Source organism: Fangia hongkongensis FSC776 = DSM 21703 (genome assembly GCF_000379445.1).
GTDB lineage: Bacteria > Pseudomonadota > Gammaproteobacteria > Francisellales > Francisellaceae > Fangia > Fangia hongkongensis.
The window spans coordinates 26,488-41,667 of record NZ_KB902250.1 but is presented as its reverse complement, the minus strand read 5'-3'; the positions used below and the strand labels follow the sequence as shown (position 1 = coordinate 41,667).

12 protein-coding genes are annotated in these 15,180 nt (G+C 39.2%); 8 read left to right on the top strand and 4 right to left on the bottom strand.

Features of this window, described 5'->3' with window-relative positions:
- Nucleotides 1-44: 44 nt before the first annotated feature.
- Both A37Q_RS0106125 and A37Q_RS0106120 read right to left on the bottom strand, forming a co-directional pair.
- Nucleotides 45-323, bottom strand: coding sequence for a transposase (locus A37Q_RS0106125; protein ID WP_018298742.1), 279 nt, complete (start codon nt 321-323; stop codon nt 45-47).
- A gap of 155 nt (nt 324-478) precedes the next feature.
- Nucleotides 479-1,771, bottom strand: coding sequence for a phosphatidylinositol-specific phospholipase C domain-containing protein (locus A37Q_RS0106120; RefSeq protein WP_018299403.1), 1,293 nt, complete (start codon nt 1,769-1,771; stop codon nt 479-481).
- A gap of 204 nt (nt 1,772-1,975) precedes the next feature.
- Here A37Q_RS0106120 and A37Q_RS0106115 point away from each other — a divergent pair, with 204 nt between their 5' ends.
- Nucleotides 1,976-3,757 (top strand): aminopeptidase P family protein, encoded by a 1,782-nt coding sequence (locus A37Q_RS0106115; protein ID WP_240402936.1) that lies wholly within the window; start codon nt 1,976-1,978, stop codon nt 3,755-3,757.
- A 27-nt stretch (nt 3,758-3,784) separates the two neighbouring features.
- On the opposite strand, the gene phoR is transcribed toward A37Q_RS0106115, so the two are convergent.
- Nucleotides 3,785-4,807 (bottom strand): phosphate regulon sensor histidine kinase PhoR, encoded by a 1,023-nt coding sequence (gene phoR / locus A37Q_RS14770; RefSeq protein WP_018299401.1) that lies wholly within the window; start codon nt 4,805-4,807, stop codon nt 3,785-3,787.
- Nucleotides 4,807-5,493 (bottom strand): response regulator, encoded by a 687-nt coding sequence (locus tag A37Q_RS0106105; RefSeq protein ID WP_018299400.1) that lies wholly within the window; start codon nt 5,491-5,493, stop codon nt 4,807-4,809. Before A37Q_RS0106105 ends, phoR begins: the two co-directional genes overlap by 1 nt.
- 216 nt (nt 5,494-5,709) lie before the next feature.
- Here A37Q_RS0106105 and miaB point away from each other — a divergent pair, with 216 nt between their 5' ends.
- The 7 genes from miaB (at nt 5,710) to A37Q_RS0106070 (ending at nt 15,179) form a co-directional block, all read left to right on the top strand.
- Nucleotides 5,710-7,083: a tRNA (N6-isopentenyl adenosine(37)-C2)-methylthiotransferase MiaB gene (gene miaB, locus A37Q_RS0106100; RefSeq protein WP_018299399.1), complete on the top strand. Its 1,374-nt coding sequence runs from the start codon at nt 5,710-5,712 to the stop codon at nt 7,081-7,083.
- Between the two features lie 4 nt (nt 7,084-7,087).
- A complete protein-coding gene (locus A37Q_RS0106095) occupies nt 7,088-8,071 on the top strand; it encodes a PhoH family protein (RefSeq protein ID WP_018299398.1) in 984 nt (327 codons plus the stop codon).
- Between the two features lie 21 nt (nt 8,072-8,092).
- Complete coding sequence (gene ybeY / locus A37Q_RS0106090; RefSeq protein WP_018299397.1) at nt 8,093-8,563, top strand: rRNA maturation RNase YbeY; 471 nt, start codon at nt 8,093-8,095, stop codon at nt 8,561-8,563.
- 3 nt (nt 8,564-8,566) lie between these two features.
- Nucleotides 8,567-9,421, top strand: a complete 855-nt coding sequence (locus A37Q_RS0106085; RefSeq protein ID WP_018299396.1) for an HlyC/CorC family transporter — start codon at nt 8,567-8,569, stop codon at nt 9,419-9,421.
- Nucleotides 9,411-10,913: an apolipoprotein N-acyltransferase gene (lnt, locus tag A37Q_RS0106080; RefSeq protein ID WP_018299395.1), complete on the top strand. Its 1,503-nt coding sequence runs from the start codon at nt 9,411-9,413 to the stop codon at nt 10,911-10,913. The genes A37Q_RS0106085 and lnt overlap by 11 nt, the downstream gene beginning before the upstream one ends.
- Before the next feature lie 184 nt (nt 10,914-11,097).
- Nucleotides 11,098-14,130, top strand: a complete 3,033-nt coding sequence (locus A37Q_RS0106075; protein WP_018299394.1) for an efflux RND transporter permease subunit — start codon at nt 11,098-11,100, stop codon at nt 14,128-14,130.
- Nucleotides 14,131-14,135: 5 nt separating this feature from the next.
- Entirely contained in the window at nt 14,136-15,179 is a 1,044-nt protein-coding gene (locus A37Q_RS0106070; protein ID WP_018299393.1) for an efflux RND transporter periplasmic adaptor subunit, read from the top strand.
- The last annotated feature ends 1 nt before the right edge of the window (nt 15,180 follow it).

Here is a 15,180-nt window from a genome sequence, read left to right as displayed (position 1 = left end):
CTGAGCCTAGGTTTAAAAGCAAACCCCAATTACATTTCAGTAAGTTACAGGCTTTTTTTTATTGTATTAATCACTGTCTTAGTGCTGACTTTGAGCACACGTGCCGTATCACGAATACCACTACCATTGTTGCACATATCAATAATCTTTTCTTTTGTCTCAGGAAGCCTGCCTTTTGCTTTATATTCAAGCTGAAAGTATTTGCCACAATCTTGGCATTTATACTTCTGAACTCCCTCAGGGTTTGACTTTATCCTATGCCTACCAGCCTTTACTGTATTGTTGGATTTACATAGCCTGCAAGTAACGTCAATTTTTGCCATTTTTGATTGAGTATTCTACACAGAGTTAAGACAAAGTAAAACACTACCATCAAATTGTTGAAATTTGCACCTTTTCATCCTGTAGTGTTCCATATGAAAATAATAAATCTGTCCTTCCCATCTGTTCCTCATTGCGCTTTATCTTTATCTAAAATTTAACTGATACCTTTTTGCACTTTTAATGTGTTTAACCTTATTGCTAAAGCCGTTAATGCTTTACCATAACTCCAGTCCTCCATCAGGATATTTCCATTGTGTAAAACATCCTTTTGATGATCATCAAGCCAATCATATACACTTTCTTTATAACTTAAGCTTAAATTATGCAGTGTTTTAGGCTCCTTTAGTATGCCACTTATAATCGTATCTTGATTTGGTGTTAATTGCATCTGCAACACAAAAAGTTTTGTGTCATCTCTATTATTGAGATTATTGCTCATTGCTGATAACTGATCGGCTATTGTTTGCTTATTTGGCCACGGTGATGAAATGGCACTTTGTGGCCATAAAAGTGGATGCGCCTTTGTAAAAGCACCATCTGCAAAAAGCACAATAATTGGCTTTTTATGATTAATAAATTTCTCTAAAGGCGTATCCACATTATACTCACCTTGAGTATTATAACTGGCAAGTTTATCCCCCAAATAGCCATAGATTAACTGATACGCAGCCTCTAGATTCACATTGTATAAATGATTGATATCCAAAATAAGAAGCTCATTTGGGTGTGCATCACTAAAGGCTTTTATTTGCTCCAAAATAACTTTAAAAGCGTCACTATAGCGCCCATGACAGCTATAGATATCACCTGATTTATCACAGAGTCTTAAATCCAAATAGCGAATGCCTGATGCTAACTGCTCGGAGATGCTTAAAGGCTCTGCTTTTGACCAACCAGCGTATATGCTATTAATCAAATTACCCATACCTAATTTTTCTAATACGGCAACTACTTCTGGCAAATCAGGCGCATCTGGCGCAATCGCTGAGTTTTGTGTGATCTTATCAGTTGCTGAATCATGAGACCCAGGGAGAATCAGCGATTTAATAGCTAGTGAAGTAAATTTAGGATAGGCTTTTGTTAAATCTTCCATCCAGTGACTATAATCCACATTCGCCTTTCGTGTTTTTTCTATTTGCATGGTTGGCGCTGTAATAAACCCATCTTGAGCTGGATAAACAACGGATAAAATATTAGTGTAATGCTGTTCACAAGCAGAGATAAACTGCTCTTTTGTATTCATTGCATGGCATTGAAAATCACTCCATGACCATTTCGAGCCAAAGCTTAATACTTTGTCTGTAGCAGGAATAGGAGATGTGCTATCAACAATATATTGATAACAATACGCCTTCACATTAGGGCAATCTGCATATAAATAATTACTACCTAATAAGCCCGCTGCTACGCCTATAAATGAAAATTTGATCGATTTTATCCATAACATAATACATTCTCTCTCGGTTGTTATTTCTCGCTCACACTAACAAAAATATTCGTAAATTTCACCTTGAGATATGCTTGATTAAAAAACAACCGACAAAGCAAGTAGCAGTGGATATTTATATAATTTTCTCACGACTTGCTTGCAGCAGGCAGCATGATTTAGGTATGCTAGCTTATCATTTGCTATCAACATCAAAGGCATAACATGAGTGCAATGACCGATAAACTTTCAACCATTCGACAACTACTACAATCCCATCAATATGACTATTACTTAGTGCCTTCTGCCGATGCACATAATAATGAGTATACCCCTGAAAAATGGCAAAGGCGCGCATATATCTCCGGATTTGATGGCAGTGCTGGAGAGGCGCTCATTGGCACCGATGAAGCACACCTTTGGACAGATGGACGCTATTTTTTACAAGCTGATAATCAACTAGATAGTAATTATTTCAACTTACAAAAACAGCAAGGATTTGCGAGCGAACTTGAGCCATGGCTTATAAAACATGCTGCAAATAAAACGCTTGGCGTTGACCCATCCACCATTTCAATATCACGTGCTAATTCACTCATCCAAACAATGAAAAGCATTGGCGGAAACTGCGTGTTTGATCAACAAAACCTTATTGATCAGACCAAAGAGCAGCTCAAACATAATACTACTGAGAGCATATCACCTTTTTTTATACAGTTTGAGAAATACTCAGGCCAATCAGTGACAGAAAAGCTTGCTTTTATTCGAAGTCAAATGAAAGCAAGAGGCACGCAAAGCTTAATTGTGACCGTGCTTGATGAAATCGCTTGGCTTTTAAACATTCGCGGGAATGATATTCCATTTAATCCACTTGTTATTAGCTATCTTATTTTAACCGATACCAGCTGCACGTTTTTTGTTGATACTAAAAAGCTTACCCCTGAAACTGAGAGTTATCTGACAACCAATCAAATCAACATCGAACCTTATAGTGCACTTTTCCAAGCACTAAGCACATGCCATAGCACCGTGTGGCTTGATAAAAGTACGGCAAATTACCTTGTCTTTCTATCCTTGCCAGATAATGCAGATATTTTCTATGAACGCTCACCTATCGTGCTTGCCAAGGCTTGCAAGAACATCACTGAGCTCGATGGCGCCAAAAGAGCACATAAAAAAGATGCTGTTGCTGTTATTTCTTTTATGCACTGGTTGGAGAATAACTTTGAAGGACAAAGTGAGATTAGCGCACAGGAAAAACTAGAGTCTTTCCGCCAACAGCAAAAGCACTACAAAGGACCAAGCTTTGACACCATTAGTGGCTTTGCAAGTAATGGTGCTATTATTCATTACAGATCTACCCCTGAGACTTCAAAACCATTATCTGATAATGCCTTATACCTTGTTGATTCTGGCGGACAATATCTTGAAGGCACAACAGATATTACACGCACCTTTCATCTAGGTGTGCCGACAGAAGAAGAAAGACGCCACTATACGCTTGTGCTTAAAGGCCACCTTGCGATACAAAATAGTACCTTTCCGGAAGGAACACGAGGAGAGCAACTTGATGCACTTGCACGCATGGCACTTTGGCAGCATGCATTAGATTACCGCCATGGTACAGGACATGGCGTTGGCAGTTTTTTATGTGTACATGAAGGTCCTCAGCGCATCTCTCCTGCACCGAGTGCACAAGCATTGATGCCGGGAATGATTCTCAGCAATGAACCTGGTGTATACTTCGATGGCAACTACGGCATTCGCATTGAAAATTTATGCTTTGTTAAGCAATTACAAAAACAAAATGGATTTGGTCAATTTTATCAATTTGAAGATCTTACATTAGTGCCATATGAGAAAAAGTTGATTGATATCACTCTTCTGACAAATGAAGAAATTCGCTATATCAATGCCTATCATGTGCGTGTTAGAGAGGAGCTCTCCAGCATGATCAGCTCACCTGAGATTAAAACTTGGCTATTTGAGCGCACACAAGCTATTTAACGACCAGTCATTCTACTTTCAACATGACTACTCAGGGGGAAAGTCACAGCGAAAAAGACTTCCCTCGCCCTCTTCACTTTGAATATACAATACTGCCTTATGACGTATCAGCACATGTTTGACAATAGATAACCCAAGTCCCGTTCCACCTGTATCTCTAGATCGTCCTTTATCGACACGATAAAATCGCTCAGTTAACCGCGGAATATGCTTTTGACTAACACCAATTCCCTGATCTTGCACATAAAAATGTTTACCTGTTTTGTCTTGATACCAGCCCACTCGAATATCCCCCCCATCTGGTGAATAACGTACAGCATTGGTGAGAATATTCCCAAAACAGCTATTGAGTTCTTTTTCATTTCCTAAAATAGATAAATCTGTTTGGATATTGGTACAAAAATGATGCTTGCCACCACTTAAACGTTTCACATCTGCAATTAAATTTTCAAGCACTCTTGGTACATCTACCACCTCCAGTGTATTCTCATCAACTTCATGACTTTGCAAACTGGACAACAACAAAAGCTCCTCTAAAAGAACCTCTAAGCGGGTCATTTGCTGCTGCATTTGTTCAATGTATGGCTGCCAGTGCGGGAGGCTTTCCACCATCTCAAGCTCCATCATCTCCAAATAGCCCTGAATCACCGTCAAAGGCGTTCGCATCTCATGAGATACATTAGCCACAAAGTCTTGGCGCATCCTATCGACATGATGACGATATGGCGCATCTTGCGCAATGAGCAAAAAATGTTTTCCATAAGGAATAAGTACCATAGAAAGCACTTGGTCTGGTTTTTTAGGTAAGGGGAGCTCAAGCGTGCTGACTTTTCCCTGCGCCAAATATTCATTAATTGCAGGAGATTCCAGTATAATTGAGATGCAAACACCTTGGTCGCTTTTAGATAAACAAAAGAAGTTTTTTGCTGCACTATTGAACCATAAGAGCACCCCTTCTTCATCAATAATCATTACAGAATCGCCAATCCCTTTAGCAAAAGTTTTTGCCCAAAAAAGCCCCATATCCACTTTTTGTTTTTCTAATGACATTACAACTCCTCAAGCATTTGATACCCTTCACCACGCACTGAACGAATATAATCTTGATACTCAAAAGCTTCAAGAATTTGCCTGATTCGCCTAACATGAACATCCACTGTTCTCTCAGTAACATCCTTTTGAGCAGGCCAAACCTTGTCCAAAAGGTGCTCTCTAGAGAGCGTTCTATTTACGTTTTGCACAAAATACACCAGCAGGTTAAACTCCAGCCGTCCACATTTGACTTGCTTGCCTTCATGCATCAAACGTTTTCCCTCTAAATCGAAGCTTAATGTTTTAAAGCTCAGCAGTTTTGGTTTTGGTTTATGACTTCTCTTTAACACCGCTTGAACACGTGCAATAAGCTCTTTTGGAGAAAATGGCTTCGTAATATAATCATCTGCGCCCATGCTAAAGCCTCGAAGCACGTTATTTTCTTCTGCTTTAGCTGTCACCATAATGACAGGTAAAAGTTTATATGCACTGCTTTGTCGCAACTGAGTTAATAAAGAGGTGCCGCTCATATCCGGCAGCATCCAATCTAATAGCACAAGATCAATTGCTTTATTGCGGTTAATTTCATCCAGCGCTTTTAGTGCTGTTTCAGCCTCAACAACCTCAAACCCACCTCTTGTAAGCGCCAATTTTAACATTTGTCTTATTGGTGGCTCATCATCAACCACTAACACTGTTGTCATATTGAGTATAATTAGTTTGTATTAGCAACATACTATCTTGCTTAGATCAGCAGTTCAAGCTGAAGTCGCTGTATTGATTTATCTCAAGCTAAACCCATTATCTTCAACAGAAAATGTCACTGGCATTTTTGATAAAAAAAAGGTACCCTATTGCAGATTTTTTGATTAAAACGTGAACGCATTGACAAGATAATATAAACCGATTAGAGATAAAGTATGACTGAAGTAGTAAGCGAGCTTCAAGCTCCAATTAACAATACTCAAAAGCCGAATAAAAAAGTATATATCAAAACACTTGGCTGCCAAATGAATGAATATGACTCCTCAAGAATGAATGAGGTGTTAGAAGCCAATTTTAATACCACAAAGACGGAAGACTTTAAAGAGGCAGATATTATTTTAATCAACACCTGCTCAATTCGTGAAAAGGCACAAGAGAAAGTGTTTCATGAGTTAGGCCGCTGGAAAACGCTTAAGAATAAAAACCCAGAGCTTGTTATTGGTGTTGGTGGATGTGTGGCATCGCAAGAAGGCGAAAACATTATAAAACGTGCGCCTTTTGTTGATATTGTATTTGGCCCGCAGACAATTCATCGCCTGCCAGATTTAATCAACAAGAAAAAGGACTCCCAAACCTCTCAGGTTGATATTTCATTTCCTGAAATTGAAAAATTTGATCACTTGCCAGAACCTAAAGCTGACGGCGTGAAGGCATTTGTTTCTATTATGGAAGGTTGTGATAAATATTGCTCATATTGCGTTGTTCCTTATACAAGAGGCCCTGAAGTCAGTCGTCCTTTTGAAGATGTATTGGCTGAATGCGCCCATTTGGCAGAGCAAGGCGTTAAAGAAATCACACTTCTAGGGCAAAATGTTAACCATTATCTTGGAAAAATGTCCTCTGGCGACATTGCTGATTTAGCTCTATTGATTCATTTTATCGCTGAAATCGATGGTGTTGAGCGCATTCGATTTACCACTTCACACCCTGTTGAGTTTTCTGAGAACTTAATTGAAGCTTATGGCGAAGTTGACAAACTTGCAAATCACTTGCATTTGCCTGTGCAGCACGGATCTGATCGAATTTTAACTGCTATGAAGCGTAATCATACTATCTTAGAGTTCAAACAAAAAATCAGAAAGCTTAGAAAGATTCGCCCTGATATCACCATCTCATCGGATTTTATTGTTGGATTCCCTGGCGAAACTGAGGATGATTTTGAAAAGCTTATGACGCTTGTAAAAGAGGTGAACTTTGATCAATCCTTTAGCTTCATTTACTCAAAGCGCCCAGGAACGCCTGCTGCTAACTTACCGGATGACACCCCTATAGAAGTGAAAAAAGAAAGGTTAAAGCGCCTTCAAGATCAGCTTAATCATAACGCCATGGTTATCTCAAGACAAATGGTTGGCACAAACCAACGCATTTTAGTCGAAGGACCTTCTAAAAAAGACCCAGATATCTTAGCCGGTCGCACTGAAAACAATCGTATTGTGAATTTTATCGGTGATTCTAGTTTAATTGGCGAATTAATTGATGTTAGAATTACCGAAGCATACCCACATTCCTTACGCGGAGATATGATTTAACTTTATGAAATCACTACAGTTCACTCTAGAGCCTGACAACAGCCAACTATTATCTAAACTTTGTGGCAATTTAAATGAAAATTTAAGTCTCATTGAGAAATACCTTGCCGTTGAAATCATTCAGCGCGGAAATAATTTTCGTGTCGTTGGCCCAAAAACGTCAATCACCGAAGCACAGAAATTTATCGAAGATACTTATAAAAAGCTCTCTGAAAACACCGCATTTGAGCTCAACAATAAAGAGCTTAATATGGCGCTTAATAGTATAGCTGGGCAACAAAAACGCCAAGACAAAGAGAAGTTTATTCCTGAATTTCAGGTGATGATTAAAGAGCGCGCAATTACTCCGCGCACCATTAACCAAGAGAGATATCTAAAGCGAATACAAGATAATGATATCAATTTTGGTATTGGCCCTGCTGGAACAGGTAAAACCTACCTTGCGATGGCTTGCGCTGTTGCGGCCTTTGAAAAGGGGCTGGTAAAACGCCTTGTCCTTGTTCGACCTGCTGTAGAGGCTGGTGAAAAGCTAGGGTTTTTACCCGGAGATCTTGCACAAAAAGTCGACCCTTATTTAAGGCCAATGTATGATGCACTGTATGATTTAATGGGTGTCGAGCGAGTTACAAAATTGATTGAAAAACAAGTGATTGAAATTGCGCCACTGGCCTATATGCGTGGGCGTACGATCAATGACTCATTTATTATTTTAGATGAAAGCCAAAACACAACAAAAGAACAAATGAAAATGTTCTTAACGCGCATTGGCTTTAACTCCACCGCTATTGTAACAGGTGATATTACACAAGTTGACTTACCAAAAGGGGTTACACCGGGACTTCGTCACGCCATTGAGGTTTTAGCAAGCATAAAAGGCATCAGCATGACCTTCTTTGAAACTTTTGATGTTGTCAGACATCCCATTGTGCAACGTGTCGTTTCTGCTTATGATCATTATGAGCAAACCCATTCACCTGAATATTTATAATCTTCACAATTAAGGGCTAATATGCTCCATATTGACTTTTATAATGAACATAACCTCTATGCACCGAATGAAAGCGATATACACACATGGCTCACATCGGTGCTTAATGCTCAAGATATTCTCAAGGCTGAAATCAGCATCAGCATCGTCTCTCAAGAAGAAATGACTGCGCTTAATCATCAATATCGCAATAAAAATAAAGTCACCAACATCCTCTCCTTTCCATTTGAAGCACCTCCTGGCTTGCCAAAAGAGGCTCAGATGGCAAATTTTTTGGGTGATTTAGTCATTTGCTCTGATCAGTTAGCACTTGAGGCTGAAACCCAACGCAAAATGCTCGAACATCACTGGTGCCATATTCTAATTCATGGCATACTGCATCTATTGGGATATGACCATATAAGCGAAAAAGAGGCCTTGGAAATGGAATCATTAGAAATTGCATTATTAGCTGCCTTACATATAGATAACCCTTATCTTGAGAATGAATAATCTATGGATGATAAAAACGATAAAAATAACAAAAATGACACCCCTGAACCCTCACAAAGCTGGTTAGAGAAAATTGCTGCCAGCATTCTTATGCCTGAGTCTTCAAGTGAGTTTATCTCTCTGGTTGACCTTGCTGTTAAAAAGGGAACAATTGATAGTGAGTCACGTGAGATGATCAATGGCGTCTTAAAAGTTGCCAGCTCTCAGGTAAGAGACATTATGGTTGCCAGAAGTCAAATGGCGACGATACATGTTGGCATGTCAACCCAAGATATTTTATCCATTGTTACACAAGCATCCCATACACGCTTTCCTGTCTTTGCCGAGAATAGTGATGAGGTCTGTGGCATTTTGCACACCAAAGATTTACTCAAAATTATTGTTGAGAATAAAAGCTTTAGCACTGAGCATATCCGCTCTATGCTTCGACCTGCTATTTTTGTGCCTGAAAGCAAAAAGCTTGATGCGCTTTTACGTGAATTTAAATCTAGCCACAACCATCTTGCAATCGTTGTGGATGAATATGGCATTATTTCAGGTCTTGTGACTATTGAGGACATTCTTGAGGAAATCGTTGGTGACATTGAAGATGAGTTTGATGAAGAAGAAACGCAAATCACTGAGCTTGAAAAAGGCGTCTATGCGGTTAATGCATTAACTGAGATAGAAGATTTTAATGATTTTTTTGAATGTCACATTGATGACAGTGAAGCAGATACAGTAGGCGGCCTTATCATTAACGAGCTAAAGCATCTGCCAAATGTTGGTGAAGAGCTTAACTTTGCAGGCTTTAACTTTAAGGTAACAGAGGCTGATAAACGCCGTGTGCGCACATTGCACGTTCGCCATGAAAAATAAGCAGCTCAAAACCACCTATTCATCGCTACTGGCGCTTATTTTTGGCGCTATTCTCACCCTTTCATTCTCACCGATTGCCATAGCGATTTGTGCTTTTATTTCCGTTTGCGGATTTTTTTATCTCCTTGAGAATAGTACCAAGTTGAAAAAGAAGCTTCTTATCGGCTATCTATATGGTGTTGGCTTTTTTGCCACCAGCATCTCTTGGGTCTATGTGAGCATTTATGCTTTTAGTCAATCGCTGCTACTGGCTATTTTTTTAAGCCTTCTTTTTATCATTGTCCTCTCTATTTTCTTTTTGATTTTTTCTCTGTTAGCGCATATTTGCACGGTAACACTCTCCCCTCATCGTGTTTTGCTCTACCCTGTTATCTGGGTTATTTTAGAGCTTGGCAGAACTTTTTTATTCACCGGTTTTCCATGGGTGCTTTTGGGTTACTCACAAACACACAACTTTCTTAGCGCCTATGCTAGTATAGGTAGTGTCTACCTTGTTAGTTTTGCCGTGTGCTTTATTGCCATATTATTTAATGAACTGGTTGCAACCTTCTGGCATAAAAGAATAAAAAAAGCATGCTTTTTTAGCTTTGGCATTTTGATCACTCTGTTGCTTGCCTTTTTGTTAAGCCATATCACTTGGACAGTCCCTGCTGGTAGCAAGAAGTCTGTTAATCTGATTCAAGGCAATTATGTCCAAGAGGAAAAGTGGGATCCTCAAATGCTGCAAAAAATCATTAATTATTATTACCAAGCAACAGACAAGAACAGTGCTGATCTTATCTTTTGGCCTGAAAATGCGATTCCAACATTCAAACCTTACATTGAGCCATTTTTGCAACAAATTAATGAATTAGGAAAAGCTCATAACAATGCCATTTTAGTTGGCACTGTCGCTCTCAATAAACAAGATCAATATTTCAACTCTGCATTTGTTTATGGAAACGGCAGTGGACACTACTATAAACATCACCTCGTACCATTTGGCGAATACTATCCTTTTGCAAAGTGGCTTGAACCACTCATGCAGCACTTTAGCATCCCGATGTCGAGCTTTACAAAAGGACAAGAAATCCAGCCACTTTTAGATATGAATGGGATTTCAGTTGCACTTTATATTTGTTATGAAAGCGCCTACCCTACGGAGCTCAGAGCGCAGCTTCAAAATGCAGATCTTATTGGTATTATTAGTGATGATGCATGGTTTGGTGACTCTCTGGCCCCTTGGCAGCATTTGGAGATTGCCCAAATGCGCGCTATTGAAACAGGGCGATATGTGATTCAAGCAACCAATAATGGCGTCACTGCCATTATTAACCCAAAAGGTGAAATCACAAAACACCTTCCACAAAATACTCAAGCCATCTTAAGTGGATATATTACTCCTATGAAAGGCAATACCATTTGGCTGTTATATGGCTTATATCCGCTTTTTGCTTTAATGCTTATGTTTATCGCTATTTCAGTGCTTACCAGATTTTTTAATCGCCGTTAAAAACCTATCGCCTTTTAATAATGTAACAACCTTGTTACATTTTTTCCTTTGCTTGTAGCACTGTTGTTACGTTTACCCTATACACTTCTTACTATTATCACTATGGTGCCAAAACTGAGAGAGGTTCTATGGAGCTACTGCTTTATTTTACATTGATTATTAACATTCTAATGCTATTAATCCGATGCTAGCTTTTTTTATTCGTCGCCCTGTTTTCACGACTTCGGTATTTCTTCTTCTTACCTTCTGTGGCTTTTTTGCTTACCAGAAACTAGAGCTTAGAGAGTATCCTGATTTAAGTGGAAATACGATTATGATCAGCACGAGCTATCCAGGCGCAAATGCGAGCACAATAGAGTCAATGGTTACAACGCCAATTGAAACTGCTTTACAAGGCATTGATAGTGTTGATTATATCAGCTCAAACAGTAAAAGTGGTATGAGCCAAGTATCTGTTAACCTCACGATCAATGCAGATGAAAATAAAGCAGTTACTCAAATCCAAACTGCACTGTCAAGCGTCAGCTCAAAACTGCCAAATGGCGTAAATGACCCTGTTATACGAGAGGCTGATGCCAGCAGCATGCCAGATATGGTGCTCAGTTATAGCAGTAACAGCATGCAAGCAAGCACAGTAAGTGACTATATCACCCGCAATATTGAACCGATATTATCCAACCTTAACGGTGTTGGGGAGCTACAAATTATGGGTGATCGACAGTATGCGATGCGCATTTGGTTAAACCCCTATAAAATGCAAAAATATGGCATTAGTGCAATCGACGTTGATAATGCTTTAACAAAGCAAAACGTGCAGGCAACGCCCGGTGAAATTGATCGCAAATCACAAATTATTACTATCGAAGCAAAAACAGATAACAATACGGCAGATGAGTTTAGTAACCTTGTTATTAAACAAGTTGATAATACGGTTATACGCCTCAAAGATATTGCCAAGGTTAAACTGGGTGCAGAAGATACGACAAGCTCAATGTTCACCAATGGGCAGCCTGCTGTAGGACTCGCTATCACCTATAAAAATGATGCGAACCCGATTGTATCGGCAAAGTTAATTAAACGTGCAATCAACAGCATTCAACTACCTGCTGATTTGCACGTTCAAGTAATGAGAGACAGCTCTCTTTATATTAATGCCGCACTTGAGGAAATTGTAAGCACATTGATTATTACAATTGTATTGGTCATGCTTATTATTGCACTGTTCTTAGGGTCACTGCGCTGGTCTTTGATTCCACTTAGCGCAATTCCCCTATCACTTTGTGGCACATTGCTCGTTATGTACAATCTCGGCTTTAGCATTAACCTGATGACTTTACTGGCTTTTGTATTAGCAATTGGTCTTGTCGTTGATGATGCGATTGTGGTGATGGAAAATATTCACCGCCATATGTTAATGGGCAAATCACCACTGCAAGCTGCTATGTGTGGCATTAAGGAGCTCACTTCTGCTGTTATCGGCATCACCATTACGCTTTTAGCCGTTTTTGCACCAATAGGCTTAAACACCGGCATTACAGGCGCGCTTTTTAAACAATTCGCCTTTACTTTAGCATCAGCAGTTCTCATCTCTGGAGTCGTTGCTCTATTTTTTACTCCCATGTTGTGCTCGAAGGTGATTACTACACATGAGGGAAGGTTTGCTATCAAAACTGAAAAGTGCTTTACGCAATTAAGCCTTCTTTATAAAAAGCTTCTAAGATGTATTATTCATCAAAAGAAAATCATTTTGATGCTCTTAATACTTATTCTAATCTTAGGTGGTAGCTGCTTTTTTCTCCTATCAGAAAAAAGTGAACTCGCACCAAGTGAAGATCAAGGTGTTTTAATCGGTATGGCAATCGGTCCAACTTCAGCTTCATTAAACTACACACAAAGCTATACGCTACCACTTAGCTCCATTTTTAAAAAAGTGCCCGAAATTCAAAATAACACCATTACCAATGGTTTCCCAATGGGAGAGTATGCATCCATGATTATACTGAGCCTTACAAGCTGGAGTGATCGTAACTTAAGTGCCAGCGAAATCACACAAAAGCTAATGCCTGAGCTTTCACAAAATAAAGGGCTTAACATTATGCTGAACTCTCCACCAGCATTGCCAATTTCCAAAGGGATATATAATTTTGAATATGTCATAAAAAGCATGGGGAGCTATAGTAATCTTAGCCAAGTTGCCAATAAAATAGTGAGCGAGGCTGCGAATAATCCTGAGATCATCAATACCCAAATTGATCTACACATTGACCAACCCCAAGTGCTCATCAAGGTAAATAAAACCAAAGCCAATTATCTTGGTGTGTCAATGGATGATATTGCTAAAGTGCTTAGTGTTGCATTTGGTCAGCCTGAAAATAACGAATTCACACTCAATGGATATGGTTATTATGTCATCCCTCAGCTAAGCGATTTGACACGCGACAATCAAGGCATTATTGATGTTTTAACCGTTCCAACAAGCTCTGGTAAACAAATTCCCTTATCCAGCGTTATTCAATTACAAAACGAGGTTGTCTCATCAAGCTGGCCACACTTTCAGGGGCAGCGCGCCGTAACTATTTCAGCACAACTTGCCGGCAATTACAGTACACAACAGGCTCTAAGTTATTTTCAATCCCTTTTCAATGAATATAAAACTGACCAAATGAGTGAGGATACAAGTGGACAAACACGTTCTTTTTTGCAAACGCAAGACAGCATGACACTTCTGTTTTTAGCTGCCTTATTAGTGATTTTCCTTGTCCTGTCAGCTCAGTATGAAAGCTTTATCGATCCACTTATTATCATGTTTAGCGTACCTCTAGCCATCACAAGCGCACTATTGGCACTGTACTTCTGTCACTATTCACTCAACATTTATACAGAAATTGGACTCATCACCCTGATTGGACTTATTACAAAACATGGTATTTTACTGATTGATTTTGCGCGCCAACATCAAAAAGAACACAAAAGCTCAATAGAAACCTCCATTATCGAAGCTGGGAGCATTCGCTTAAAGCCTGTTCTTATGACCACTTTAGCAATGCTTTTTGGCAGCATCCCTTTAATACTTGCATCTGGAGCAGGCAGTAATGCAAGAAATCAGCTAGGAATGGTTATTTTTGCAGGCATGCTATTTGGCACACTATTTACACTGATTATTTTGCCCATCATATATTGCATTTTTAAGCGAAAACCCGCACGTTTAGAGAGATAGATATCATGAAAAAACGACTCCAAGCTGTTATCAGCATTATCATTATTCTCATTTTCATTGCAATTGTTTTATTAATGTGGCACCAAGCCTCTGAACAAAAGAGCATAAGAATAACTAAGCCACATGTTGCGACCATGACAGTTAAAACGCAAAGCCATGACAACACCATCAACGCCCTTGGCCATATTGAATCAGTTAACGGGATAACCATTAAATCAAATGTTGCCGGCCCAATCACAAAAATAAATGTAACCTCAGGAGAGTATGTTACTAAAGGCCAAACGCTGATTGAGATTAACCCTGATGCACTAAAAGCTAATCTTGCTTATTATCAAGCTCAAACGCAATTAGATAAGCTTAATCTTACCCGTTATCAGAGTTTATATAAACAAGCTGCAACTTCCAAAGCAGAGCTTGATACCGCACAAGCAACCTACCAGAAAGATTTAGCTGAAGAGAAATTGATTCAATCTGAGCTAAATGATGCCATTATCCATGCGCCATTTAGTGGTAATGTCGGGATTATTTCAGCAAAAGTTGGCCAGTATGTTAGCGCAGGCGATGATTTATTATCACTACAAACATTTGATCCGGTCTATGTTGATTTTTCCATCCCAAGTAAATATCAAGCCGCCCTTCAACTAAAACAAAAAGTGGAGCTGGCCATCGATGCCTATCCTGATAAAATATTTACTGGTTATGTCAGTGCAATCAATAATCAAATAAACCCTGATAGCAATAGCATTCTAGTTCGGGCTAATTTTAGCAATAAAGATAAAGAGCTGCTCCCGGGGGATTTGGCGAATATCAACCTTGTTACCAAAGAGCAGAAAAACCTTGTAATTGTGCCCTCTCAAGCAGTTGTTTATGATGGGACAAAAACCTATGTTTATAAAATAGTTGATGATAAGGCCTATGAACAGCCTGTTACCCTAGGCAATCAAGTAGGTGATAATGAAGTGATTCTAACCAATGGCATTCACTTAAAAGATATCATTGTCATCGCGGGAACCAATAAATTAAGAAATGGGATTAATGTCAGTATATAGC

Bases quoted from the DNA above. Each gene is read 5' to 3' on its own strand.
- A37Q_RS0106125 (WP_018298742.1), bottom strand. From the start codon at position 323: ATGGCAAAAATTGACGTTACTTGCAGGCTATGTAAATCCAACAATACA.
- A37Q_RS0106120 (WP_018299403.1), bottom strand. From the start codon at position 1,771: ATGTTATGGATAAAATCGATCAAATTTTCATTTATAGGCGTAGCAGCG.
- A37Q_RS0106115 (WP_240402936.1), top strand. From the start codon at position 1,976: ATGAGTGCAATGACCGATAAACTTTCAACCATTCGACAACTACTACAA.
- phoR (WP_018299401.1), bottom strand. From the start codon at position 4,807: ATGTCATTAGAAAAACAAAAAGTGGATATGGGGCTTTTTTGGGCAAAA.
- A37Q_RS0106105 (WP_018299400.1), bottom strand. From the start codon at position 5,493: ATGACAACAGTGTTAGTGGTTGATGATGAGCCACCAATAAGACAAATG.
- miaB (WP_018299399.1), top strand. From the start codon at position 5,710: ATGACTGAAGTAGTAAGCGAGCTTCAAGCTCCAATTAACAATACTCAA.
- A37Q_RS0106095 (WP_018299398.1), top strand. From the start codon at position 7,088: ATGAAATCACTACAGTTCACTCTAGAGCCTGACAACAGCCAACTATTA.
- ybeY (WP_018299397.1), top strand. From the start codon at position 8,093: ATGCTCCATATTGACTTTTATAATGAACATAACCTCTATGCACCGAAT.
- A37Q_RS0106085 (WP_018299396.1), top strand. From the start codon at position 8,567: ATGGATGATAAAAACGATAAAAATAACAAAAATGACACCCCTGAACCC.
- lnt (WP_018299395.1), top strand. From the start codon at position 9,411: ATGAAAAATAAGCAGCTCAAAACCACCTATTCATCGCTACTGGCGCTT.
- A37Q_RS0106075 (WP_018299394.1), top strand. From the start codon at position 11,098: ATGCTAGCTTTTTTTATTCGTCGCCCTGTTTTCACGACTTCGGTATTT.
- A37Q_RS0106070 (WP_018299393.1), top strand. From the start codon at position 14,136: ATGAAAAAACGACTCCAAGCTGTTATCAGCATTATCATTATTCTCATT.